23 protein-coding genes are annotated in these 23,560 nt (G+C 48.4%); 15 read left to right on the forward strand and 8 right to left on the reverse strand.

The window, feature by feature from the left end:
* Positions 1 to 317: 317 nt before the first annotated feature.
* Complete coding sequence (locus WH95_RS14715; protein ID WP_046508626.1) at positions 318 to 839, forward strand: GNAT family N-acetyltransferase; 522 nt, start codon at positions 318 to 320, stop codon at positions 837 to 839.
* An 89-nt stretch (positions 840 to 928) separates the two neighbouring features.
* Here the strand turns inward: WH95_RS14715 and WH95_RS14720 are convergent, their stop codons facing one another.
* Positions 929 to 1,867 (reverse strand): choline kinase family protein, encoded by a 939-nt coding sequence (locus tag WH95_RS14720; RefSeq protein WP_052742061.1) that lies wholly within the window; start codon positions 1,865 to 1,867, stop codon positions 929 to 931.
* A gap of 10 nt (positions 1,868 to 1,877) precedes the next feature.
* The gene (locus WH95_RS14725; protein ID WP_046508628.1) at positions 1,878 to 4,301 is read right to left on the reverse strand and encodes a GcvT family protein; all 2,424 of its coding nucleotides are present in this window, start codon (positions 4,299 to 4,301) and stop codon (positions 1,878 to 1,880) included.
* 175 nt (positions 4,302 to 4,476) lie between these two features.
* Here WH95_RS14725 and WH95_RS14730 point away from each other — a divergent pair, with 175 nt between their 5' ends.
* The 5 genes from WH95_RS14730 to nadC all read left to right on the forward strand — a co-directional run bounded on the left by WH95_RS14730 (position 4,477) and on the right by nadC (position 10,050).
* A complete protein-coding gene (locus WH95_RS14730; protein WP_046508630.1) occupies positions 4,477 to 5,256 on the forward strand; it encodes a DeoR/GlpR family DNA-binding transcription regulator in 780 nt (259 codons plus the stop codon).
* 98 nt (positions 5,257 to 5,354) lie between these two features.
* On the forward strand, positions 5,355 to 6,365 hold the full coding sequence (locus tag WH95_RS14735) for an NUDIX hydrolase (protein WP_046508632.1): 1,011 nt from the start codon (positions 5,355 to 5,357) through the stop codon (positions 6,363 to 6,365).
* A 164-nt stretch (positions 6,366 to 6,529) separates the two neighbouring features.
* Positions 6,530 to 7,552 (forward strand): quinolinate synthase NadA, encoded by a 1,023-nt coding sequence (gene nadA / locus WH95_RS14740; protein ID WP_046508634.1) that lies wholly within the window; start codon positions 6,530 to 6,532, stop codon positions 7,550 to 7,552.
* A 12-nt stretch (positions 7,553 to 7,564) separates the two neighbouring features.
* Positions 7,565 to 9,169, forward strand: coding sequence for an L-aspartate oxidase (locus WH95_RS14745; RefSeq protein ID WP_046508636.1), 1,605 nt, complete (start codon positions 7,565 to 7,567; stop codon positions 9,167 to 9,169).
* 29 nt (positions 9,170 to 9,198) lie between these two features.
* Positions 9,199 to 10,050, forward strand: coding sequence for a carboxylating nicotinate-nucleotide diphosphorylase (nadC, locus tag WH95_RS14750; RefSeq protein WP_046508638.1), 852 nt, complete (start codon positions 9,199 to 9,201; stop codon positions 10,048 to 10,050).
* A gap of 8 nt (positions 10,051 to 10,058) precedes the next feature.
* Here the strand turns inward: nadC and WH95_RS14755 are convergent, their stop codons facing one another.
* From WH95_RS14755 to WH95_RS14780, 6 genes are all read right to left on the reverse strand, one after another.
* Entirely contained in the window at positions 10,059 to 10,250 is a 192-nt protein-coding gene (locus WH95_RS14755) for a DUF2474 family protein (RefSeq protein ID WP_046508640.1), read from the reverse strand.
* Entirely contained in the window at positions 10,250 to 11,254 is a 1,005-nt protein-coding gene (cydB, locus tag WH95_RS14760; RefSeq protein ID WP_046508641.1) for a cytochrome d ubiquinol oxidase subunit II, read from the reverse strand. The genes WH95_RS14755 and cydB overlap by 1 nt, the downstream gene beginning before the upstream one ends.
* Positions 11,244 to 12,689 (reverse strand): cytochrome ubiquinol oxidase subunit I, encoded by a 1,446-nt coding sequence (locus WH95_RS14765; protein ID WP_046508643.1) that lies wholly within the window; start codon positions 12,687 to 12,689, stop codon positions 11,244 to 11,246. The genes cydB and WH95_RS14765 overlap by 11 nt, the downstream gene beginning before the upstream one ends.
* 218 nt (positions 12,690 to 12,907) lie before the next feature.
* Positions 12,908 to 13,750, reverse strand: coding sequence for a homocysteine S-methyltransferase family protein (locus tag WH95_RS14770; protein ID WP_046508645.1), 843 nt, complete (start codon positions 13,748 to 13,750; stop codon positions 12,908 to 12,910).
* Complete coding sequence (gene metF, locus WH95_RS14775; RefSeq protein ID WP_046508647.1) at positions 13,750 to 14,613, reverse strand: methylenetetrahydrofolate reductase [NAD(P)H]; 864 nt, start codon at positions 14,611 to 14,613, stop codon at positions 13,750 to 13,752. The genes WH95_RS14770 and metF overlap by 1 nt, the downstream gene beginning before the upstream one ends.
* A gap of 5 nt (positions 14,614 to 14,618) precedes the next feature.
* Positions 14,619 to 15,557 (reverse strand): ArsR/SmtB family transcription factor, encoded by a 939-nt coding sequence (locus WH95_RS14780; RefSeq protein WP_046508649.1) that lies wholly within the window; start codon positions 15,555 to 15,557, stop codon positions 14,619 to 14,621.
* 526 nt (positions 15,558 to 16,083) lie between these two features.
* Here WH95_RS14780 and ccmA point away from each other — a divergent pair.
* From ccmA to ccmI, 9 genes are all read left to right on the forward strand, one after another.
* Complete coding sequence (ccmA, locus tag WH95_RS14785) at positions 16,084 to 16,758, forward strand: heme ABC exporter ATP-binding protein CcmA (RefSeq protein ID WP_046508651.1); 675 nt, start codon at positions 16,084 to 16,086, stop codon at positions 16,756 to 16,758.
* On the forward strand, positions 16,755 to 17,441 hold the full coding sequence (gene ccmB, locus WH95_RS14790; RefSeq protein ID WP_046508653.1) for a heme exporter protein CcmB: 687 nt from the start codon (positions 16,755 to 16,757) through the stop codon (positions 17,439 to 17,441). Before ccmA ends, ccmB begins: the two co-directional genes overlap by 4 nt.
* 185 nt (positions 17,442 to 17,626) lie before the next feature.
* Entirely contained in the window at positions 17,627 to 18,361 is a 735-nt protein-coding gene (locus WH95_RS14795) for a heme ABC transporter permease (RefSeq protein ID WP_046508655.1), read from the forward strand.
* Positions 18,362 to 18,573: 212 nt separating this feature from the next.
* On the forward strand, positions 18,574 to 18,780 hold the full coding sequence (ccmD, locus tag WH95_RS14800) for a heme exporter protein CcmD (protein WP_046508657.1): 207 nt from the start codon (positions 18,574 to 18,576) through the stop codon (positions 18,778 to 18,780).
* A complete protein-coding gene (gene ccmE, locus WH95_RS14805) occupies positions 18,777 to 19,232 on the forward strand; it encodes a cytochrome c maturation protein CcmE (RefSeq protein WP_046508659.1) in 456 nt (151 codons plus the stop codon). Before ccmD ends, ccmE begins: the two co-directional genes overlap by 4 nt.
* A complete protein-coding gene (locus tag WH95_RS14810; RefSeq protein ID WP_046508661.1) occupies positions 19,229 to 21,229 on the forward strand; it encodes a heme lyase CcmF/NrfE family subunit in 2,001 nt (666 codons plus the stop codon). The genes ccmE and WH95_RS14810 overlap by 4 nt, the downstream gene beginning before the upstream one ends.
* Complete coding sequence (locus tag WH95_RS14815; protein ID WP_046508663.1) at positions 21,226 to 21,783, forward strand: DsbE family thiol:disulfide interchange protein; 558 nt, start codon at positions 21,226 to 21,228, stop codon at positions 21,781 to 21,783. The genes WH95_RS14810 and WH95_RS14815 overlap by 4 nt, the downstream gene beginning before the upstream one ends.
* Positions 21,784 to 21,832: 49 nt before the next feature.
* A complete protein-coding gene (locus WH95_RS14820; protein ID WP_046508665.1) occupies positions 21,833 to 22,336 on the forward strand; it encodes a cytochrome c-type biogenesis protein in 504 nt (167 codons plus the stop codon).
* Entirely contained in the window at positions 22,333 to 23,556 is a 1,224-nt protein-coding gene (gene ccmI / locus WH95_RS14825) for a c-type cytochrome biogenesis protein CcmI (RefSeq protein ID WP_046508667.1), read from the forward strand. The genes WH95_RS14820 and ccmI overlap by 4 nt, the downstream gene beginning before the upstream one ends.
* Positions 23,557 to 23,560: the final 4 nt, after the last annotated feature.

Below are 23,560 nucleotides of genomic sequence, written 5' to 3' on the forward strand. Positions count from 1 at the left end.
CCCCTCAACCAACACTGTCAAAGACCTTTTTGCAAAAAACTCACATTTTTTTAATATTACCTTCACAAGGGGTCTTTGCGTAAGTTTATTACCCGAAACATAACCATCTGTGATGTTTTCTGAAAAGAACAGATTCCCGAAAGTAAAAATCATGAAAGAATCAGTGCAAATCCATGAAGAATCCCTGACTCTAAATATGAATCGATGCAAAAAAACACGTATGATTCTTCCGCACATTATAAAAAACAACTCTCGTCCCTATAAATTTGTCCGAATTTCTGCGAATCACCCCAAACAAAAAGGATTCTGCACTCGAGATGCCCATAGATAACGATTTTATATTCAAAAGAATCTCTTCCGACGACGCTGCCCTTTATAGAGAACTCAGATTGGAAGGCCTGAAAAACACACCCGAAGCATTTGGCGCATCTTATTCGGATGAATCAACCAAAGCGCCTTCTCATTATCGGGAGCTCTTAACAAACAACGAAGTGTTTGGTGCCTACACCAACAAAGGGATAATTGTTGGTATTGCTGGCTTAGCCATTCCAAGGAAAGAGAAGCTCAAACACAAAGGAATGTTGTGGGGCATCTATATAAAGCCGGAAATGCGGGGTAACGGTTTGGCCAAACAACTAATTTCACAAATTATCGAAATAGCAAAGCACAGAACCGAAGAGCTTCTCTTAACTGTGGTGACATCGAATACTTCAGCCATCAAGCTATATAAGAAGCTGGGCTTTATCGAATATGGGTGCGAACCCAGAGCCATCAAGGTTGGAGATTGTTACTATGATGAACTTCTTATGCGCTTACCACTCAAGACAAAAGCCATATAAGAAGCATACGCCATTTCCCGATACCTAAATAACCAGATTAACGGCTAAATATCATTCCCCGGACAACACCTCCCCCCCTAAAGAAGGAATCAATCATATAGCCGCCCCTCATCAACCGCGCGAAGGTGCCCGGCAAAATCAGAAGAAGACATTAACGCCTTACAACGCTCAAAGCGCTCAATACTGTAGGCCCAAAAATCTTCGGCCGGATTATTATTCCCGTGCTGAATTAGCCCCCAAAGCGTCCAGAGAAGATCACACATTGCCTTGTAGATGACCATACGACCAAGAATTTCAGCTGGTGGTTCCTCCCCCCAGTAAGCAACAAGTAATTCCCGATCCTGTTCCTCGGAAAATTCAGCTTCGACTGAAAGATCGCCAAGATCCCAGAGAGGATCATTCATCCCTGAATATTCCCAGTCCACAATCCACATCTTATCGCCGTCATCCAGAAAGTTTTCAGACAGGGGATCACAATGACACGGTGCTAACGGCAGATTTTTCTTTGAGGCCAATATATTGCGAATATTTTGTGCCTCTTCGACAACCTCGGAATACCCCTCGGGCAAGGTGACATCCAAGCCAGAGAGAACCTTCAAATACTCATCAATCATGGCAAAGAGTTCAAAACGGAACAAAAACTCCTGACCAGAGTTATGCAACAGGGCCAAGGAATGCCCAGCACGCCCCACAGCCCCGGATACTTCTTTGAAGGCAAGAGGGCTCATTGTTTGCGCCCCCTCCAAGAATCTAGAAACCATCACACCGCTTGCAGGATCACTATAGAGTACTTCCGCAGATACCTCTATATCCGCAGCAACTTGTGCATTATGAGATTCAACAGACCGATCAATATATGCCTCAGTTCCCTCACCGGGAATTCGAACAATATAGCTCTCGTCATTTCTCGATAGCTTAAAAACAAGGTTTGTCAGCCCACCGAGGCGTTCAACACTATAGCTGCCGGGTGTCCAATCTTCTAGCTCAGGAACCAACAACAGGACTGATGTAATTTGCTGCGCATCCATTTCCATCCCCTTACATTTTTAATCGCTTATTCGTCGGATCATACAATGCGCCATCAACACGCACTGCAGGATAGCGTTTACCAAAAGCTTCAATCTCGAATCCCTGTTGGTCAGCAAGCGAAGCAGGAAGATAACCCATCGCAATTTGCGTCCCGATTGTATGACCATGATTTGCAGATGTCGTCAGCCCAACCACATCATCCCCGTGGAAAATTGTTTCTGCACCATAAAGAGAGACATCAGCCTCAACAGTAAAGGTCGATAATTTTTCAGTCGGCCCACTTTCCTTGATCGACAAAAGAGCTTCACGGCCAATGAAATTTTCTTTTGATTTCAACGCGACCTTAAAACCCAGCCCCGCCGCATAGGGATTGTAATCTGGGGTTACTTCCGAGCTCCAATAGACATAGCCCTTTTCCAATCTCAAGCTATCAATCGCCCGGTAACCAATATTGGCAATTTCATAGGATTGCCCTGCCTCCCAGAGCTTTTCGTACACATGAGCAGTAAATTCAGTTGGAATATGTAATTCCCAACCCAATTCACCAACATAACCAATACGCAACGCCCAAAGAGTTGCAGCGCCAATTTCAATTTGTTGACAGGTCGAAAAAGGGAAAGCGTCGTTGGAAATATCTTCCCGCGTAACAGACTGCAAAACAGCCCTTGAATTTGGCCCACAGATATTGATCACGGCCCGGGCAGAAGTCACATCAAACGTATGGACCGACCCATCTGCTGGTAAATGTGATTTAATCCAATGAAAATCATGCGTCGCAAAACCGCTACCTGTAATAATATAAAAGCGCTCACGCCCCAGACGACAAATCGTCAAGTCAGCTTCAATCCCGCCTTTTTCGTTACAAAGCTGAGTATAGATAACCGATCCATCTGGCTTATCAAGGTTTGAAATAGCGAGCCTTTGCAAGGCTGCTAATGCGCCCGGCCCGACAACTTCCATCTTCGCAAAAGAGGATTGATCTATTAATCCCACATTCTCTCGCACTGCCTTGCACTCTTTGGCAACAGGAGAGAACCAGTTTGTTTTCTTGCGGTCAAAATCCAGCTGATCAACAGCTTCTTCCCTATCCTGCGCAAACCAGTTTGGGCGCTCCCAGCCCGCTTTGCTGCCATAACAGGCCCCTTTTTCCTTCAAGATATCATAAAGCGGGCTGCGTCTTATTCCTCTGGCCGCTTCGGCTTCCTCGCCTGGTTTATGGAGCAGGTAATGCCCCCCATAGTGTTCAACGGCACGGTTATACATAAAATAGTTAGTGTTATGATGTTCACTGAACCGCCGAATATCCAGGGGCCAAAGATCAAGGCTCGGGGCTTCATTAACGATCCACTCAGCCATCATTTGCCCGGCGCCACCGCCTGCGGCAATCCCGTAGAGGAAACCACTGGCAACAAAATAGTTATCAAGCTCAACGGCCTTTCCCATTACAAAGTCACCATCTGCAGAATAGGGAATAGGGCCATTAATAAGTTCGCGAATACCAACAGAGTTAATTACCGGTGTGATTTCCGAAGCCAGACAAGCCAACTGTTCAAAGCGGTCAAAATTTCCACCCAGTAGTTCCCGCCCGAATCCCTGAGGAATACCATCATCCCCAAAGGGAAGCGTTCCTTTTTCATATCCGCCGACAACCATTCCTCGCACTTCTGGCTTGTAATAGACCAACCGATCCGGATCACGCATGGTTGGCATGTTCTTGGGCATATCAGGGATTGGATCAGTGATCATGTATTGATGTTCCAAAGCACACGCGGGCACTTTTACGTTACTAAGCTTGCCGAGATCCCGAGACCACATACCACCAGCATTTACCAATATGTCGAAAGTCCAAGTTCCCTCAGAGGTAACGACCTCGGTGGCTTGCCGTCCGTTTCGACGCACTTCCAGTACTTCGACACCCTGGTAAATTTTTGCCCCCTGATCTCGGGCCCCCTTTGCCAATGCCTGACAAACCGAACTTGGGTCAATATAACCATCACTTGGAATGTAGGCCGCCCCTTCGACACCGTCCGTTGTCATAATCGGAAAGAGTTCCTGAGCCTCTTGTGTCGTCAGGATTTGCATCTCAAGACCAAAGCTTTTGGACGTTGTCGCCAAACGCTTTATTTCGAGCATGCGATCCTTAGAACTTGCCAATCTAAGGCTGCCAACCTTTTTCCAATCCAGTGCTTGCCCGGTTTCGGCTTCTAGCTTGTCATATAGTTCAACAGATTTCTGTAACATGCGGGTTGTATTCCGCGAGGATCTTAACTGCCCAACCAAACCAGCGGCATGCCATGTTGCCCCATGGGTTAACTGATTTTTTTCCAAAACAGCCACATCCTGCTTGCCCATACGCGTCAGATGATAGGCAATAGAACACCCTATAATCCCACCCCCGACAACAAGAACCTCTACATGACGCCGATCAGTCATCACTTTCTCCCTAGAGCAACAAATGCCCACATAAATCCACAATAACCACATAAAACCACTTAAATTAGAGTCGCGTCAATCACAAAAACTCAAAATTTGAGGATAAATTATGTTTTTCTTGTGGATTTGATGTTATAGACAGAGAAACAACAGCAAAGATATGAAATAGAATTAAATGACCCCTTCAAAACGCCAACTCGATATCCTGAAAAACGTTCGCTTTAATGGCTTTTGCACCACGTCCGCTCTTGCAGATACCCTTGAGGTTTCAATGGAAACAATCCGCAGGAATGTAAATAGCCTTGTCGCAGAAGGTTTATTGGAAAAAGTACACGGTGGCGTCTCACTTCCTGAAAGTATTCCAGAACCATCCTTTTCCCGGCGGCTTGCAGAGGATAAAGAAGCCAAACAACAGATCGCCGCCCTGGTCGCAGCACAAATTCGCAACGGAGAATCACTTTTTCTCGATAATAGCTCGACCACTGCTTACGTTGCCATGGCACTTAGCGAACATAAAAATTTGTTCATCGTTACAAACTCGGCCTCGATTGCCAATATACTGGTAAGTAGAAATGGAAACAGAGTATTTTTAGCCGGGGGAGAGCTGAGGGAACATGACGCAGGCGCTTTCGGCCCCGAGGCGTTGGAATTCGTAAGTCGGTTTGAGCTGGACCACGCGATACTATCGGCATCAGCTGTGCATTGCGAAAAGGGTTTTATGGTCAACCATCTTTGCGAAGCAGTATTCTCTCAAACCCTAATCAGCCATTCCCAACAGACCATTATGGCGCTTGACCAAAGCAAGTTTGATAAAATGGCCCCGGTTAAACAATGCGACTTCTCTCAAATCAATCAATTTGTCACGAACAACGCGCCTCTGGACCCTTTGCGAGAAGCAATTAAACTTGGCGACTGTGATTTACTGACCGCAGAACAACAAACCTTTTCACAGTAGAAATTTGCAGATTATACCAATCACCCGCCATCAGCCCCCTTGCCTAATCGCAATTCCTCTGTGATCTTAGGCGCTTAAGTAAAGAGGGCAAACTAGGAATGAATGCAAGCACAGAACCAGCAAACGGACAGGTCGTGATCGGGCTGAATGCCGTTATTGTTGCGATTATTGAAGAGCAACCAAAGGTTCTTGTCGTACAACATACATCCGAAACATTGACTGCCCAGCACGAAACCCTGACAGAACGAACAGCTCTGCCCCATGACAATCGGCACGAAGCTCTTCCCTTTGGCCCCTTCTACCCGCTTAAACACCGCACCCTTGAGACAGGATTGAGATCATGGGTGGAAGAACAGACAGATCATGACATCGGGTATGTCGAACAGCTCTATACATTCGGCAACGAGGGACGTGACCCTCGTGAAGAAGCAGGCGGCGCCCGTCTGGTGTCCGTTGGTTACCTTGCTTTGGTGCAAGACACCGGGCCAACCGCAATTGAGAATGCAGTTTGGCAGGACTGGTATCGTTTCTTCCCATGGGAAGATTGGCGCGATGGTACGCCCTCTATATTAGAGAGCGATATTATTCCCGCCTTACGAAGCTGGATTGTAAATGCCCCAAATAGCGACGAAAAAAAAGATCGCTACGAACGAACCTGCATCACCTTTGGATTGGATGACACTCCCTGGAACGATGAACTGGTTCTCGAGCGGTACGAGCTCCTCTATGAAGCAAGTTTAGTCACAGAACGACAAGATAGCTTGAATGGAGAAAAAATAAGTGACCATCGCGGAACCGCAATGGCACTGGATCATCGACGCATTTTAGCAACAGCTATTGGGCGCCTGCGGGGTAAAATAAAATATCGACCTGTCGTGTTTGAGTTGATGCCCCCAACCTTTACCCTGTTGCAACTCCAAAAAGTTGTCGAGGCTCTCTCGGGATCCCTTCTCCATAAACAGAATTTTCGGCGCCTGATCGAGAAAAAGGGTCTGGTGGAAGCAACGGGTAAAATCGAAAGCCAGACCGGGGGGCGTCCGGCCAGTCAGTTCCGTTTTCGGCGTGAAGTCCTTAAAGAACGACAAGCACTGGGTGTCCGGCAAAACTGACTCTCTCAAAAAAACCCGAGTCATCTCTGCACCACCCTACTTATACTAATATTGAGCATAATATGCTTGACCCAAGTAATACTCATTTGTAGCATAAGCCAAACAGGGGCTACCCATCTTTTTTTATAGCCCCCTTATACTCAAATGGAGCAAAAGAGGTTGTCATGTCTGCCAATATCGCACTAGCAGAGACAGAAGAATACACATACACCCCAGAAGTAGCCAAACGTACTGCAGCTGTCTTTGATCAGGTTTACCCCGCGATAAGTAAGGAAGAATGGCCCGATTTTGCACCTTATGTTGATGAGATCCTGCGGTTAAAAAAAGAACGTAATGCAGTTGTTCTCGCCCACAACTATCAGACCAGAGATATCTATCACTGCGTTTCTGATATCGTCGGGGACTCACTGGCTCTGGCACAAAAGGCCGTTGATGTCGAAGCCGACGTCATTGTCATGGCGGGGGTTCACTTTATGGCCGAAACAACAAAGCTTCTTAACCCGTCCAAAACCGTCTTGATACCAGACCCCAAAGCCGGGTGCTCACTGGCAGATTCCATCACAGGTGAAGATGTACGTAATCTTCGCAAAAAATATCCCGGCGTGCCGATTGTGACCTATGTAAACACCTCGGTCGAAGTAAAAGCTGAATCAGATATCTGCTGCACATCGGGCAATGCTGTGAAAATTGTTGAATCATTGGGTGTGGATCGGGTGCTCTTGATCCCCGACCGTTTTCTTGCCGCCAATGTTGCCGCCGAAACCAACGTTGAGATTCTGACATGGCAAGGCGAATGCGAAGTACATGAACGCTTTACGGCACGACAGGTTACTCAACTGCGCAAAGCGCACCCCAACGTCACCGTCCTTGCACACCCGGAATGCCCACCAGAAGTTGTCGAAGCTGCGGACTATTCAGGATCAACAGCAGGTATGATCAATTTTGTATCAGAGCAAAAACCAGCCGAAGTTGCCCTGATCACCGAATGTTCTATGGGCGATAACATAGCTTCTGAAAACCCGGATACCAACTTCATCAGATCCTGTAATCTTTGCCCCCATATGCAACGTATCAATCTGATGAACATCTGTGAGTCCCTAAAGACCATGACCCACGAGGTTACTGTCGACCCTGCCCTTGCTGATCGGGCACGTCTTGCGGTTCAACGCATGCTGGATGCAAGTTAGGAAGGCTTCGCCGTGCCCACACAAGCTGACACAATTAAAGGTACAACCACAGATGTTTTGATCATTGGTGCAGGTCTCGCCGGATTGATGGCCGCGCTACGTCTTGCGCCCAAAACAGTTACGCTTTTATCCAAAGGTCCGCTTGGGCAAGAGGCATCCAGCACCTGGGCACAGGGGGGAATATCGGCGGCACTGGATCCTGCCGATAGTCCTGCAAACCACCTCGCGGATACGCTTGCTGTGGCCGGGGGCATTGCAGATGAAGATGTTGCTTCACTCGTCACCGATCTCGGGCCAGAACGCATTCGCGATCTGATCGATCTTGGTGTCATCTTTGATCATGATGACAAAGGCCTGTCCCTCAGCAGAGAAGCCGCACACAGCCACAGGCGCGTTGTCCATGCCAACGGGGATTCGACGGGCAAAGAAGTCATGCGTGTTCTGCAGCTACGGGTCAAAGAAGCCGCACATATTACTGTCCTCGAAAATGCAGAAGCCCTGGATTTGCTATGCCAGAATAAACAGGTTTTCGGCGCAAGCCTTCTGCAAGACAATCAGGTGCTGACAGTCACCGCAGAGGCCACAGTTATTGCAACAGGCGGTATTGGACAAATCTACAGCGCAACAACCAATCCTTTTGCCGCCTGCGGGGATGGACTTGCCATGGCCGCCCGGGCTGGTGCACGACTGAAAGATCTCGAATTTGTGCAGTTTCACCCCACAGCCATAGATGTAGAAGCTACTCCCCGCCCTCTGGCAACAGAAGCTCTGCGCGGGGATGGCGCCTGGTTGGTGAATGAAACAGGCAAGCGATTTATGCAGGATGAACACCCCCTCGCCGAACTGGCGCCAAGGGACGTTGTCGCCAGAGGCATATGGCAACAGATACAAAAAGGGCATCGCTGTTATCTTGATTGCCGTAAATCTATCGGGGATGTCTTTCCCGAAAACTTTCCCACAGTATACGCGCACTGTAAAAACCACGGCATTGATCCGGTAAATGATCTTATTCCGGTCGTTCCCGCCGCCCACTATCATATGGGCGGCATAGAAACGGATAATCGTGGACGGACAAAGCTTAAGAGACTTTGGGCCTGTGGCGAAGTCGCCTGCACCGGCTTGCACGGCGCGAACAGGTTGGCCAGTAACTCCTTGCTGGAAGCGCTGGTTTTTGCCCCCCTTGTCAGCAAGGATATCTGTGATTCTCTTGCCGACAATGCAGTGCGCAGTAAACCGAAAATCAAGATTCCAGAAAGCGCTTATGCTCGTGCCTACACCAAACCAGATGAAGAGAACATCAGTGAACTGCAAACCCTGAACTATCGCCATATCGGACTTTGCCGGGATGAAAAGGGATTAAAAATGCTGCTGAAAGAGCTGGATCGTATCGAGTTAGAGGTCCCGCATGCTTCGGCGCGACTAAGAAACATAATGACCGTCAGTCGCTTGATAGCAGCAACAGCACTTGAGCGACAGGAAAGTCGGGGTGGGCATTATCGTCTCGACTACCCCGCAAGCAATCCTCAGTACCAGCATCACAGCACAATAGATCTGAGCGATGTCATAAAGAACACAGCTACTGGCACAACAAATACTGCAATGAAGCTGGCTTCATAAACGCCCCCAAAGATGAAAAAGTTTAAACGATGAATATACCCTCCCTACCCTTTCCCCTTATTAAACAGGCTGTACAGGCCGCGCTTGTGGAAGACCTAGGATCAACCGGGGATCTCACCAGCCAGTCAATGATCCCCGAAGATGCCCAACTAAAAGCGTCAATCGTTAGCAGGGAGAATGGCATCATTTCCGGGACAGCATTTCTAAAAGCTGCAATGGCTGAATTATCGGAACAGGTGAGCGTCAAAATCCTGCTGGAAGATGGCTCACGTCTTTCGCCCGGCAGTATCGTTGCTACAATAACAGGCCCTGCCCGTGCAATCCTGAGCGGGGAGCGTGTTGGCCTGAACTATATGGGGCATCTATCAGGGATTGCCACGGCCACTCGCAATATTGTTGACCTGATTCACGACCTGCCTGTGCGTGTTACCTGTACCAGAAAAACTACCCCCGGCCTGCGTGCTTTTGAAAAATACGCCGTGCGGTGCGGCGGAGGACACAATCATCGCTTTGGTCTTTATGACGGCGTCATGATCAAGGATAACCATATTGCTGCAGTTGGTGGGGACATTGGAAAAGCCATAACGTCCGCCAGATCTCAAATTGGGCATATGGTCAAAATCGAAGTCGAAGTTGATCGGCTTGATCAGCTGGAACAGGCACTTCCACACAAGCCGGATATTATTCTGTTAGACAACATGGATCTGCCCACCTTGCGTCAGGCCGTTGCCATGATTGATGGGCAGGCCATCGCAGAAGCATCCGGCGGCATCACTCACGAAACGGCACGCGCCATCGCAGAAACCGGCGTTGATGTTATCTCTATGGGATGGCTGACCCACAGTGCGTCTTGTCTGGATTTGGGCTTGGATATCCTCTGACCCCAAACTCAAGAAAGGCCCAGCCAGGCACGGATCGCATAACCGACCACACCCAAAGCGAAAACACCGCCAAGCCACAAGCCAACAAACCAAATCAAACGATGCCAAAGGTTCTTTCCCTCTGGTTGAGGTGTTATTTCGGCCTGATTCTTTATAGGTGCCCTAGGCAAAGTCTTATTCACAGGGCTATTCGTTGCCATCAATGATACCCCTCTTTTGGATCGACTTTTCCACGGAACACCCAATAGGCGTAGGCCGTATAGCCAAGAATTAACGGTATGAGTACCGCAGTACCAATAAGCAAAAATTCCAAACTAACATCCGGTGCGGCCGCTTGCCAGATCGTCAGGCTAGGAGGCACCATGTAAGGAAAAAAGCTGATCCCCAAACCAACATACGTCAAAACAAACAACCCCAGGCTGGCAAAGAAAGGCCAAGCATCGTTCTTTTCCCGAAGCCCCCGCAACAACACCAGCGCCGTGACCAAAACAAGAAGAGGCACCGGAGCCGTATAGATTATTTGCGGCATGGTAAACCAGCGCGCCAGAAATTCCGGATTAAGAAAGGGCGTCCAAATACTGACAAGGCCAATGAGGCCCAAAAGTCCGAATAACGCCGGCTTCGCGTAGCGATAAGCTTTTTCCTGAACTGGTCCGACAGTTTTTAAAATCAACCATGTCGATCCCAGCAGAATGTAGCCCACAGCAACAGATACCCCCGTCAGCAATGAAAACGGCGTCAGCCAATTCCACCATCCACCAGCATAGGCACGATCAACCACATCAATGCCCTGAACCAAAGCCCCCAAGGCAATTCCCTGACAAAAGGCTGCCGCAAGCGAACCGCCAAAAAAAGCCAAATCCCAAAATCCTTGAGAGTTCTTACTTCGCCATCTGTACTCAAAGGCAACACCGCGAAAAATCAGCCCCAACAGCATAAGGGTCAAAGGCGCATAAAGTGCAGGTAGCACAACAGAATACGCCAGAGGAAAAACAGCAAAAAGCCCGCCACCGCCGAGAACCAGCCAGGTCTCGTTCCCATCCCATACCGGCGCAATGGTATTCATGGCATAGTCACGTTCACTTCCCTTGTTAAAGATGGGAAACAAAATACCAATGCCCAAATCGAAACCATCCAGCAGGACATAAGCAAGAACAGCAAAAGCAATTAACAAAGACCAGATAAGTGCGAGATCAATTTCCATTTGTCTTACCTCCTGAAGCTTTTGCTAATTCTTGATCATGTGAAGAGAGCTTTTTCACTGGGAACATACTTGTGGCACGCACGGGGACTCCATCAGATTTATAATCATCAGGGATATCCGTATCCGGTGTTCGCTTCATCAAACGCAGGATATAAACCACCCCGACACCAAACACTGCGAAGTACACCACAACAAAAGCAAGGAGAGATATTGCCACCGCAGGGGCATCAATCGGTGATATGGAATCAGATGTACGCAACAGACCATAAACCGTGTAGGGTTGTCTCCCGACCTCTGTTGTAATCCACCCTGCCAAAAGGGCGATAAAACCGGATGGCGCCATCCATGTCGCAAATCGCAGCATCAAAGGTGTTTCATACAGCTTATTCTGCATGCGCCGAAGAAAGCTCCAGGCCCCCAAGGCAGCCATCAGGAATCCCAGCCCAACCATAATACGAAATGACCAGAAAACAATGGGCACATTCGGCCTGTCTTCCGGGGCCCATTCTTTCAAGCCCTTGATTTCACCATTGAGATCATGCGTCAGAATCAAGCTGCCTAACTTGGGGATTTCCAATGCATAATGAACCGCTTCATCCTGCATTGATGGCAGACCAAAGAGAATAAGTGGCGCCCCTTTTTTTGTTTCAAAATGTCCTTCGATGGCAGCGATTTTAGCAGGCTGATGCTCCAGGGTATTCAGCCCATGAAAATCACCCGCGATAATCTGGATCGGTGCAACGATAACCGCCATCCACATCGCCATTGAAAACATAATCCGCGCAGACTGGTTCGTCTTGTCACGCAACAGATGCCACGCCGCAACACCGCCAACAACAAAGGCCGTTGTCAGATAGGCCGCCAAGACCATATGAACCAAACGATAGGGAAAGGACGGGTTGAAAACAGCAGCCCACCAGTCCACGGGTATAAACTGTCCAACTTCGTTGATACCGTAGCCTGCCGGTGTCTGCATCCAGGAATTCACAGACAATATCCAGAAGGCAGAGAAAAGAGTACCAAGGGCCACCATAAGCGTCGCAAAAAAATGTAGCTTTTTGCCAACCTTGTTCATGCCAAAAAGCATGACACCCAGAAATCCGGCCTCAAGGAAAAAGGCGGACAGCACTTCATAGCCCATTAAGGGACCAAGTATCGGGCCTGTTTTGTCGGAAAAAACACTCCAGTTCGTTCCGAACTGATAGCTCATGACAATGCCAGAGACCACACCCATGCCAAAAACAACGGCAAAGATTTTTATCCAGTATTGGAAAATACGCAGGAAGACATCACGCCCCGTCCAAAGCCAGAGGCCTTCGAGAACAGCAAGGTAACTCGCTAATCCGATAGAGAAGGCCGGAAAGACAATATGAAACGAAATCGTAAAGGCAAATTGCACACGCGCCAGAAACGCAGCATCCAGAAACTCAACCATATCCAATCGCACTCGGATCAGAGTGCCCTCAGTTGTTGATCTGAATCTATAGTCACGTCAAATGGATATAAGCGCAAGACGCCATAAACGAGCGAATTGTCTCGCACAAAAAGTAGGGATTTAGAGTGATACACCTAACTAAAGAGGATGCACTCTTCGCCAGATGCATCCTCTTTTCTATGATCGCACAATTAAAATGTGACTTCATTAAATACAGATCAGTTATTGGCAACCGCTGAATAGTCATTCCAGCTCGACACAGGCACAATGGCCTCACGCGGGGATACATTCGGGCGCGTGACCGGGCGATAGCCATCAGCCGCTTTTTTACGCAACGCCGTATCAAGTCTTGAGGTCTCCTGTGGGGAGCGCCCCCCATGGACAAGGATTTTCTGTCCGACTTGATGCACTGGGAAGCCAGCTTTTATCGTGTCCCCATTTTCAACATAACAAACGCCATCCACCAAATCGCCAACGGTATCATCCGTAAAATCAAGTTCTTCGGAATAATCCAAAAGCAATGGAACCGAAGACCCAAGCTCTAAAAGGGCCTGTCGGGCAGAGGCCAACTGTGCACGTGCCTGTTCCAAATCGGCCACAGGCTTGAACGTCAGCGCATCAACGCCCCCAGATACAAGTCCCTGAACCTGAATGTAAGCACCATATCGCAATTCATTATCAGTGCCAGATGCACCAGACTGATCTGCAACGCCCAACACAAATCGACGACGATCACCGCCGGGCAGGGAATCAACGGCGAGACAAGCAGCCTCCGCGGCCAGATGATTGATAATAAAGACTTCATCCTGCATATCGAACTTTGCCAAAGCATCTATCGAAGCTTCTTTTGTATGAGTTCGAATAACATCCGCGCCTGCTTCCAAAAAGTCTTTGTGGGCAGCCGTCACCAAATCGGGGCGGGAAATGTTCAAGGCGGCAAGGCAATCGTCGTTACCAAAAGTCGCACGCTTTAGATCAATCGCAGCCTCACGCAGGGTTGGCTTCAAATCGCCATCAGTTAACAAAACACGGCTGTTTAGCGCATCAATAAAGTTTCTCATTATGCAGCTTCCTTCTCTTCAGCTTGAATAGATAGAAGCCGGCATACAGCTTCTGTTAACGGTGAACGGTTAAGTGTATAAAAATGGAATGCGTTCACACCGCCATCGATCAAATCACGGCACAGATCCAGACAGAGCGATACGGCAACGGCCGCAGCCGTTTCAGGATTATCGTCCAACCCCTCGAAAGCTTTGCTAACCCAGTCTGGAATTGTCGCGCCACAACGATCGGCAAAGCGCTGTAATTGAGTAATATTATTAATGGGTAAAATACCCGGAATAATCGGAATTGTTATGCCCGCTTTTCGCGCGGCCTCAACAAAGCGAAAATAGCACTCAGCCTCAAAGAAAAACTGGGTGATGGCCGTTGTGGCCCCCGCATCCTGTTTTTGCTTCAAAAACGCCAGATCATCGGCCAATGACTTACTGTCGGGATGTGGATCAGGATAGGCCGCAACGGCAATATCGAAATCACCCAGTTCTCTCAGACTTGCAATAAACTCAACAGAATCCCGAAAACCATTTTCATGAGGTTTAAAGGCCGCACCCGGTTCCTCTGCATCACCACGCAAGGCAACCAGACGGGTTACACCCAGATCACGCCAACCTTTGACCGTTTCCAGAATATCAGCTTTTGATGCGCCGGACATTGTGATGTGAGCCGCAAGTGTCAGGTCTTTGTCTTGTGACAGCTGTTCCAGCAGATTTTTTGATTTCTGTTGCCCGGACCCACCCGCTCCATATGTAATAGAGTAGTATTTCGGCTCAAAAGCTTTCAGACGCGTTACAGTCTTTGTTAGATTATCAAGACCGTTTGCCGAAGTCGGCGGAAACAGTTCAAAACTGATATCGGGTCTTTTCATTCTTTTTACTCCGTATTGGGATCGCGACGCGCTGTCCAAATGCAGACCGTCAGCGGATCACCCGGAAGATGTTCTGGGTCAGAGAGGGTTAACCCCGCATCATCACAAAACTCTTCAATTTGTTTATCATCAAAACCCAACCAATGATGTGCATGATCATCGCGCAGGCTGTCCATACGGTGGGGCGCGAAGTCCACCAGAATTAAACGGCCCCCGGGCTTGATAACCCTTGCAGCCTCGCGCAGACACATTCGCGGATCGAGCGCATAATGCAGAACCATGTTCAGACACACAGCATCGAAACGGGCATTACCAAAGGGTATTTGGTACATATCCCCCTGGCGCACCTGACAGTTTGTCAAACCTGCACGATCAATATTGTTTCGGGCAATTGCCAACATCTCGCGGGAAATATCCAAACCGACAATGGAACCGACTTCGCCAGAGACAAGTTCCAGCACGCGTCCGGTTCCGGTCCCAATGTCGAGCAACTCCTCTACAGGTTCACTCAACAACGTTTCCTGGAATGCTGTTTCAATAGAAGAGGTATCGATATGAAGAGATCTGATCTCGTGCCAATCCGAAGCATTTTTACGGAAATATTCCTGTGCTTTGCGACCACGCTCTTCTTTAATGTCTTCCAGTCGTTGAAAATCCAAAGCGAGTTTAGGGTCATCTGCCGGGATCAAATCAATAATCAATCGCGCCAATTCTGAACAGGGCTGGTTATCCGATAGCCTGAAATAAGCCCAATTACCTTCTTGATGACGTTCCAGAAGCCCCGCTTCCATCAAAAGCTTCAAGTGGCGTGAAACACGTGGTTGGCTTTGTCCAAGAATTTGAACAAGCTCGCTCACAGTCAATTCCGCATGGGCACATAGTCCCAAAACACGTAACCGCGTTGGTTCGGCGATTGACTGTAATCCTTTTAATAACACTTCCACGATAACGACTCCTCTAGGCGTGAGCTGTGCGCCAAAATCAATATAACAATATCTTTATATTGTGATTTATCAAGATAAAAAATAACCCAATAGCGATCATTTTTTACTCTCATGCGACACTTGCGGTTTTATCTAATTGTTTTCACAGCATTTTATATAGTTCATTCACTACCATTACAAAAAATGAAGAATCTTTAAGCCATAGGATAAATCACCATTTCGCCACATTTAGGGCTAAGTCCCTTCAAAATTGGGTCCTACATTCAAAACCGTAGAGAGCTTCCCCTCTCTGCTAGAGATCCTGAAGATCTCCACATTACCCCAAAGCTGGACTCTAGCGGCTGCCGGATACCCGACTGGCAGCCGCATCCTCTTTAAGGACTCCCGATCCCCTTGCGTCATAAGGAAACACCTTATTGGCGAGAGGGGATTTTTTTTGCTATACGCTTTTTAGTTATTCGCGAAAGAACTGATCGGGCATGATGACTTCTGCACTTTCGTTCCTATAAAAATAAGGGTTTAGAAATTGGGCAATAGCCTTTTCCATGGGGAAGACCTTACCTGTATAAGAGGTGGGCGCACCGTCTTTCTCGGATTGAATTTCAGTCTATCAGAAGGAGAGGCCCTAATTTTAGAAGGACCGAACGGTAGCGGGAAGTCCAGTCTGATACGCATGCTGTCCGGCCTTGTCCGACCAAAGCTAGGTAAGATTCTCTGGCAACAGCAGGATGCCACAAAAGAGCCCGAAATTGTCCAAAGGCACATCCACTACATCGGACACCGAAACGCAATTAAGCCTGTCTTAACAGTTTTGGAAAATCTGGCCTATTGGTCGGGAAAGACAAAAGACGATCCGAGTTTGGACGATGCATTGGATCATTTCAGAATGCTTCCCCTTAAACACACCCCGGCGAATCTTCTGTCATCCGGGCAGAGCAGACGGCTAACCCTGTCACGCTTGCTGGCATCAGAGCGATCTGTCTGGCTATTGGATGAACCCTCTGTCGGGCTGGATGTCGCATCAGTGGCTTTGCTGGAGAACGTCATACAAACGCACAGATCAAAAGGCGGGTCTGTTATTTTTGCGACCCACAGCCCTATTCATGTTGAAAGTCCAAGCCGATTAAACCTGCAGGATTACAGCCCGCTTTATAACAAGGAACTTCTTGCGGTCGAAGATGACGAGGAGTCCTGGGTATGACAACTTTCCTGAACATTGTTTCCAGAGATTTGCGTCTGGCTCTACGCCAAAAGTCAGATTTAACCATGGCCGTTTTGTTTTTTATTCTCACCGCCATGCTATTTCCTTTTGGTCTCGGGCCAGAGCCAAACTTGCTCGCGCGTATTGCCCCCGGCATTATTTGGGTCACGGCGCTGTTGGCTGTCCTGCTTTCTCTTGAACGGTTATTTCTTGCTGATTACGAAGACGGAAGCCTGGAACAACTGATTCTGTCCTCAACATCGCTGGAAGTTGCGGTCCTCGCCAAGGTCCTCGCACACTGGCTGACAACTGGCCTCCCCCTTATTCTGGCGGCTCCGTTGATTGCCCTGCTGTTTAATATGGATTCTGATGCCATGACGATTCTTCTGATTGCCATGATGTTGGGAACACCAAGTCTGAGCTTAATCGGAGCTATTGCAGCCACACTTACACTCGGTGCAAGACGCGGGGGTGTCTTGATTCCTCTGCTCGTTCTCCCACTTTATATACCAACATTGATTTTTGGTGTCGGGGCTATTGATGCGGCCATGAACAGTCTGGAAGCTGGTGCAGTGATCGCCAATGCGCGACCTCACCTTTTGTTGCTTGGCGCGATATTGCTCGTTTCGTTATTAATAACGCCACTGGCCGGAGCCGCCGCTTTAAGGCAATCGGTAGAGTAAAAAACATAAGAAAGTGAGTTGAGACCAATTGATAAATACCCAAGTTGATTGATATCTCAAAATTGATTGATATCCCAAAATTGATTGATATCAAGGCAAGGTATATATCTTTGCACTAGTGTCTGCTCACCATTGAATGAACCTGTGCCTGATGCACAAGAATGTAAATTGAAGGGATAAGGACAATGTCGGTCTTTCACCGATTTGCCAATCCAAATAGATTTTTGAAGCTGACCAATCAGGTGCTTCCATGGGTTTCCGGCCTGACAGTAATCTCACTGGCCGTCGGTCTCTACATGTCATTTTTCACCTCTCCCCCTGATTATCAACAGGGTGAAAGCGTACGAATTATGTACATTCATGTGCCCTCTGCGTGGATGGCCATGTTTGTTTACACCTCAATCGCTATTGCATCCGTATGCTCTTTGATCTGGCGGCATCCTCTTGCAGATCTTGCGGCCAAGGCATCCGCCCCCATCGGGGCTGGTTTTACCTTTCTGGCCCTTGCAACAGGATCACTTTGGGGCAAGCCCATGTGGGGAGCCTGGTGGGTATGGGATGCACGCCTGACATCTGTGCTCATTCTCTTCTTCCTTTATCTCGGCCACATGGCCCTGATGCATGCCTTTGAAGAACAGGAACGGGGAAACAAGGCGGCAGCCATTCTTGGGATTGTCGGTTTTGTAAATATTCCGATTATCAAGTTCTCTGTCGATTGGTGGAACACGCTTCATCAACCAGCTTCTGTAATGCGTGCCGATGGTCCCACTATTGACCCATCAATGTTGTGGCCATTGATGATCATGGGGATTGCTTTCAAATTTTTTTACGTCGTTGTTTTACTGATACGAATCAAAAGCGAGTTAATAGAGGCTAAACTGCGAAAATATCGTCGTGCAGTTGTCGACAGAGCGCACTAGTAAAAGGGTGTACAAAACAGAAATGAAAAGCTTTGATTAATTAGCCCAGATCAAGAAATATTGATCATGATGTGAATCAAAGTCTTAGGGTTTTAGTGTGACATAATGCGCCAGTGTTTAAACGGTAGAATTATGTCTATCTACAAAATAAGAGAAGAAGCCGGGAAGCTGTTATAATTAATCCCGACACAACTCAGGTTACGCAGGACAGTATGGAACAGATAACGAACTTTCTCTCTATGGGAAACTATGGCGCTTACATCTGGACGGCCTATCTTTTAACGGCTGTCGTGATGTTGGGCTTACTTGTTACAACCTTGCAACGCCTGCGGAAAAACAAAGCTGAACTGGAAGAATTCCAAAACCTTCAGAATTCAACCAAACAGTCTGGTCACAAGGAAGAGACAGCCCGCCCATGACGCGGAAAAGCCGTAGAATGTATATACTCGTGGTCGCCATTGCTTTGCTGGCCTCTGCGACAGCGCTCGTTTTAACTGCACTGGATGATAACATCACCTACTTTTACAGCCCGTCAGACCTCAAAACCAAGCAGGTAACAGTTGGCCGGGCGATTAGACTGGGTGGCCTTGTCGAAGATGGTACATTCGAGAAACTGGGCGATGGCCTCGAGGTTAAGTTCTCCATTACAGATGGCGCAGAAACTGTCGCCGTCACCTACCAAGGTATCCTCCCAGATCTCTTTCGCGAAGGGCAAGGCGTCATTACCGAAGGCAGTCTAAACGAAAAAGGTGAGTTCGTGGCCCACGAAGTTCTTGCAAAACATGACGAGAATTATATGCCAGCCGAAGTCACCGAAGCCCTGAAAGCAGCTGGCGAGTGGCGCGGAGATGAGGAGCAAGCAACGGAATGATTGCCGAACTTGGACAGTTTGCCATTATCATGGCTCTGCTTGCCGCGATTGCTCAATCAATCCTGCCGTTAATAGGTGCGGAACGACTGGATAGCCGTTTGATGGCTTTTGGCAGTCAGGCATCATTGGTGCAATTGCTTTTTGTTATTCTTGCTTTCGGCTGTTTAACCCAAGCCTATATCGTTTCTGACTTTACCCTTGTTAATGTCGCCGAAAACTCTCACTCCACAAAACCGTTGCTTTATAAAATTAGCGGTGTTTGGGGAAACCATGAAGGTTCCATGTTATTGTGGATCCTTATCCTTGCTGTTTTCGGGGCTGCAGTCGCAGCTTTCGGGCGCAACCTCCCTGTAACACTCAAAGCACGTGTTCTCGCCGTCCAGGCCATGATTGGTGTCGGGTTTCTAACTTTCCTGATCTTCACATCCAATCCTTTCGCACGCCTTGTCGTGCCCCCGGAAAACGGCCGCGATCTCAATCCGTTGTTGCAAGACCCCGGCCTGGCCTTTCATCCACCGATGCTTTACGTCGGATATGTCGGGTTTTCCGTTGCATTCTCTTTTGCCATCGCTGCACTTATCGAAGGCAAGGTTGATGCCGCGTGGGCGCGTTGGGTTCGACCCTGGACATTGACCGCATGGACCTTTTTGACAGGCGGCATTGCACTGGGGAGCTGGTGGGCCTATTACGAACTTGGCTGGGGTGGCTGGTGGTTCTGGGACCCTGTGGAGAACGTTTCCTTCATGCCATGGCTTATGGGCACTGCCCTGCTGCATTCCGCCATTGTGGTTGAGAAAAGAAACTCTCTCAAAGTCTGGACAATTCTTCTTGCCATCCTGACCTTCTCACTCTCCCTCATCGGAACTTTTATTGTGCGTTCAGGACTGCTGACATCTGTCCACGCTTTTGCCGTGAACCCGGAACGCGGTATTTTTATTCTCTTCCTTCTCGCCATTGCCATCGGCGGATCACTGACTCTTTTTGCCCTTCGTGCACCTTCCCTCAAAGCGGGTGGTATTTTCTCACCAATCAGTCGCGAAGGCGGGTTGCTGTTAAACAATCTCTTGCTCAGTACAGCCTGCGCTACGGTTTTTCTCGGCACACTCTATCCGCTGTTTATGGAAGCTTTGGGCGGCGGTCGCGTTTCAATCGGACCACCTTTCTATAACAACACCTTTGTCCCTGTTATGGTTCCACTGCTTTTGCTTGTTTGTGTCGGCCCGCTGCTGCCATGGAAACGTGCTGATTTGATTGGTGTTCTCGGGCGCTTGAAGTATGCAGGCCTGGCAACAATTCTGGCTATTTTACTGGCCTGGTATGTCACAGAAGGTGGCCCGCTTATCGCTATCCTTGGACTTGGCATGGCCGCCTGGCTCTTGCTGGGTACCCTGAGTGAATGGGCAGATAAAATAAAGCTTTTCCGTGCGCCACTGGCCACAAGCTGGCAACGCATGATCAAACTACCCGGTTCAGCCTGGGGAATGACACTTGCTCATGGAGGCCTTGCCATTGCCGTTGCAGGTATGATTTCAACATCTGTGTGGAAAGTCGAAGACGTTGCCGTCCTGAAACCCGGCGAGACGATTTCTGTTGCCGGAACGGATTATCGTTTTGATGGTGTTCGCGAACTGACAGGCCCCAACTATCAGGCAGTAGAAGGCACCTTTACAGTTAGTCAGAACGGAGAGTTTATGACGATCCTAAAGCCTGAAAAACGCCTTTATAACGTTCAGAAAATGCCGACCACAGAAGCTGCGATCTATTCCACTTTTGTTGGTGACTACTATGCGGTTATCGGGGATCAAGTTGAGGACGGTGGCTGGACAGTTCGCATATACCGCGAGCCTATGGTTACCTGGATATGGTTTGGCTGTACCTTGATGGTCTTGGCTGGGTTCCTCTCTCTTGCTGATCGACGTCTCAGGGTCGGTGCCCCCGCAGGGAAACGAAAACAAGGCAAAGGAAAACAACAATCAGAGCGGAATGCCGCAGCATGAATAAAAAAATACTCTTCACGCTTCCACTTCTGATCACGCTGGTTCTGTTTGGCTATTTCTTCTGGGCCCTGACCAAACCGGGCAGAGACCCTAAAATTCTGCCTTCGGTATTGATCGACAAACCAGCACCCGATTTCAATCTTGTTGCCTTGGAGAATCTTGGCGTTCCCGGTTTCTCACGCGCTGATTTAACCAGCAATGGCAAGGTATCAGTTGTAAATATTTTTGCCTCTTGGTGTGTTCCTTGTCTTGCCGAACACCCTGACATGGTCAAACTTGGCGAACGGGATGATATAAATCTTTACGGCATCAACTATCGAGACAAGCCGGAAGATGCCCTGAAATGGTTAAACCGTAACGGCAATCCCTACCACAGAGTTGGCCGAGATCCCAAAAGCAGGACAGGGATCGAATGGGGCGTGTATGGTGTTCCGGAAACCTTTATTGTCGATGCAACAGGGACCATTCGTTACAAACATGTCGGGCCTTTGAATCCGGGTGATCTGGAAAACAAAATTCTACCGATTATCGACAACCTTCAGACACAAAACTAGTCTGGCTTTGTTTTAATATCTGGTTTTATATCTGGAAAGTTATTCATCGATGCGTGGCTTATTTCTTTTTGCAGCCGTCCTTTTTCTCTTCACAGCCAACTCTAATCCTGTGAAGGCTTTCGATCCTGATGAAGTCCTTGATGACCCGGCACTGGAAGCACGCGCCCGCGAGATATCAAAAGAAGTCAGATGTCTGGTTTGCCAAAATGAGCCGATCGATTCTTCAAATGCTGATCTGGCAAAAGAGCTACGAATTGTTGTTCGGGAAAGGCTTGTTGCCGGTGATAGTGATGAGGAAGTAAGAAGTTATCTCTCGGACCGCTATGGCGATTTCGTTTTATTTCGTCCTCCATTTAACACAGCGACCTTTTTGCTGTGGTTCGGCCCTCTTCTGGTTTTAGGCGTCGGGGGCATCGGCATGTTCTTTTTTTATCGCGGGAGCAAAAAACTCAAAGTTGCCAATCCTCTCAGTCCCGAAGAAAAGGCCCGTTTGAATCAACTACTAGATAAAAACACGAAAACACAAGGTTCGGATTCAGGAGAAGTTTCATGATTTTTTGGGCAATCATCGGAACACTGACAGCACTTTCTCTTCTAGTTCTTATCAAGCCATTGGCAAAAAAAGCTGAGAGTGCACCCGCAGATACAGCTGAATCAGATCTTGCTGTCTACAAGGACCAGTTGACAGAAATCGACAAGGACCTGAAAGCGGGAAACATTGCCGAAGCACAGGCAGAAATAGCGCGTATTGAAATCCAACGACGCATCCTGAACGCCGGCCAGGAACAATCAGCCACAACCAAAGGCCAGCCCCTATCACCAAATACCATGAAGGGGTTACTAGCCTGCTTGATCGTGATCTTCCCAATCGCGGGGCTTTCGCTCTATATGTATCTGGGGCAGCCCGGTATTCCGGGTATGCCGCTCGCCGAACGCGACATCACCGCCGAACGCATGGCGATTGCCCAACAGCAAAACGATCAACGCAACCAGGAAATGATGGGGCTTGCAGAAAAGCTTCGGGCGCGTCTGGAAAACGAACCCCAGAATCTAGAAGGCTGGATGCTACTCGGCAGTACCTATGCCGAAATCGGCCAGTTTTCGTTGGCCGAAAAAGTCTTTCGCCAAGCGATGGAAAACAATCCGCCCAATCCTATGATTTACAGTGCACTTGGCGAAATGATGGTTGCACAGGCAGAGGGGCAAGTCTCATCTGATGCGCTTGAGCTCTTTAGAAAAACGCTTGAACTCGATCCTCGTGACCCTCGCGGACTTTTCTATAGCGGACTGGCCTTAACACAAGCCGGGGCAAACGAAGATGCCCTGAAAATTTGGCTGACTTTGCGCACTTATACTTCTGCTGCGGATCCATGGTTGCCTATACTCGATTCACAGATTGTAGAACTTGCGAAACAGGAACAGATGAACCCAGGAAAACTGCTCGCATCTTACCCTCCTCAAGAAGCAGCGGAACAGCAGGAAACAGCTCAATCCGGACCTTCTGCAGAAGACATGGCCGCAGCAGCAGAATTAAGCGCAACGGAAAGAACAGAGATGATCAACGGTATGGTTGAAAGGCTTGCTGAGCGATTATCAGAGACCCCGGATGACTTGAAAGGCTGGATACAACTGGCAAGGTCTTATCACACTCTGGGTAGGTCAGCAGATGTGTTAGAGGCGATAAAAGGGGCAGAAATTGCAGCAGAGAAACAGCCTAATGTTCAAGAAGCCAAAGAAGAAATTCAAAAGCTAAAGCAAGAACTTGGCCTTTAAATGC

This window comes from Kiloniella litopenaei (genome assembly GCF_000982415.1).
GTDB classification, from domain to species: Bacteria; Pseudomonadota; Alphaproteobacteria; order Kiloniellales; family Kiloniellaceae; genus Kiloniella; species Kiloniella litopenaei.

Bases quoted from the DNA above. Each gene is read 5' to 3' on its own strand.
- nadC (WP_046508638.1), top strand. From the start codon at position 9,199: ATGAATATACCCTCCCTACCCTTTCCCCTTATTAAACAGGCTGTACAG.
- WH95_RS14735 (WP_046508632.1), top strand. From the start codon at position 5,355: ATGAATGCAAGCACAGAACCAGCAAACGGACAGGTCGTGATCGGGCTG.
- ccmI (WP_046508667.1), top strand. From the start codon at position 22,333: ATGATTTTTTGGGCAATCATCGGAACACTGACAGCACTTTCTCTTCTA.
- ccmE (WP_046508659.1), top strand. From the start codon at position 18,777: ATGACGCGGAAAAGCCGTAGAATGTATATACTCGTGGTCGCCATTGCT.
- WH95_RS14810 (WP_046508661.1), top strand. From the start codon at position 19,229: ATGATTGCCGAACTTGGACAGTTTGCCATTATCATGGCTCTGCTTGCC.
- nadA (WP_046508634.1), top strand. From the start codon at position 6,530: ATGTCTGCCAATATCGCACTAGCAGAGACAGAAGAATACACATACACC.
- WH95_RS14755 (WP_046508640.1), bottom strand. From the start codon at position 10,250: ATGGCAACGAATAGCCCTGTGAATAAGACTTTGCCTAGGGCACCTATA.
- WH95_RS14765 (WP_046508643.1), bottom strand. From the start codon at position 12,689: ATGGTTGAGTTTCTGGATGCTGCGTTTCTGGCGCGTGTGCAATTTGCC.
- WH95_RS14725 (WP_046508628.1), bottom strand. From the start codon at position 4,301: ATGACTGATCGGCGTCATGTAGAGGTTCTTGTTGTCGGGGGTGGGATT.
- WH95_RS14795 (WP_046508655.1), top strand. From the start codon at position 17,627: ATGTCGGTCTTTCACCGATTTGCCAATCCAAATAGATTTTTGAAGCTG.
- WH95_RS14820 (WP_046508665.1), top strand. From the start codon at position 21,833: ATGCGTGGCTTATTTCTTTTTGCAGCCGTCCTTTTTCTCTTCACAGCC.
- WH95_RS14770 (WP_046508645.1), bottom strand. From the start codon at position 13,750: ATGAGAAACTTTATTGATGCGCTAAACAGCCGTGTTTTGTTAACTGAT.
- ccmD (WP_046508657.1), top strand. From the start codon at position 18,574: ATGGAACAGATAACGAACTTTCTCTCTATGGGAAACTATGGCGCTTAC.
- ccmB (WP_046508653.1), top strand. From the start codon at position 16,755: ATGACAACTTTCCTGAACATTGTTTCCAGAGATTTGCGTCTGGCTCTA.
- WH95_RS14720 (WP_052742061.1), bottom strand. From the start codon at position 1,867: ATGGATGCGCAGCAAATTACATCAGTCCTGTTGTTGGTTCCTGAGCTA.
- WH95_RS14730 (WP_046508630.1), top strand. From the start codon at position 4,477: ATGACCCCTTCAAAACGCCAACTCGATATCCTGAAAAACGTTCGCTTT.
- metF (WP_046508647.1), bottom strand. From the start codon at position 14,613: ATGAAAAGACCCGATATCAGTTTTGAACTGTTTCCGCCGACTTCGGCA.
- cydB (WP_046508641.1), bottom strand. From the start codon at position 11,254: ATGGAAATTGATCTCGCACTTATCTGGTCTTTGTTAATTGCTTTTGCT.
- WH95_RS14715 (WP_046508626.1), top strand. From the start codon at position 318: ATGCCCATAGATAACGATTTTATATTCAAAAGAATCTCTTCCGACGAC.
- WH95_RS14815 (WP_046508663.1), top strand. From the start codon at position 21,226: ATGAATAAAAAAATACTCTTCACGCTTCCACTTCTGATCACGCTGGTT.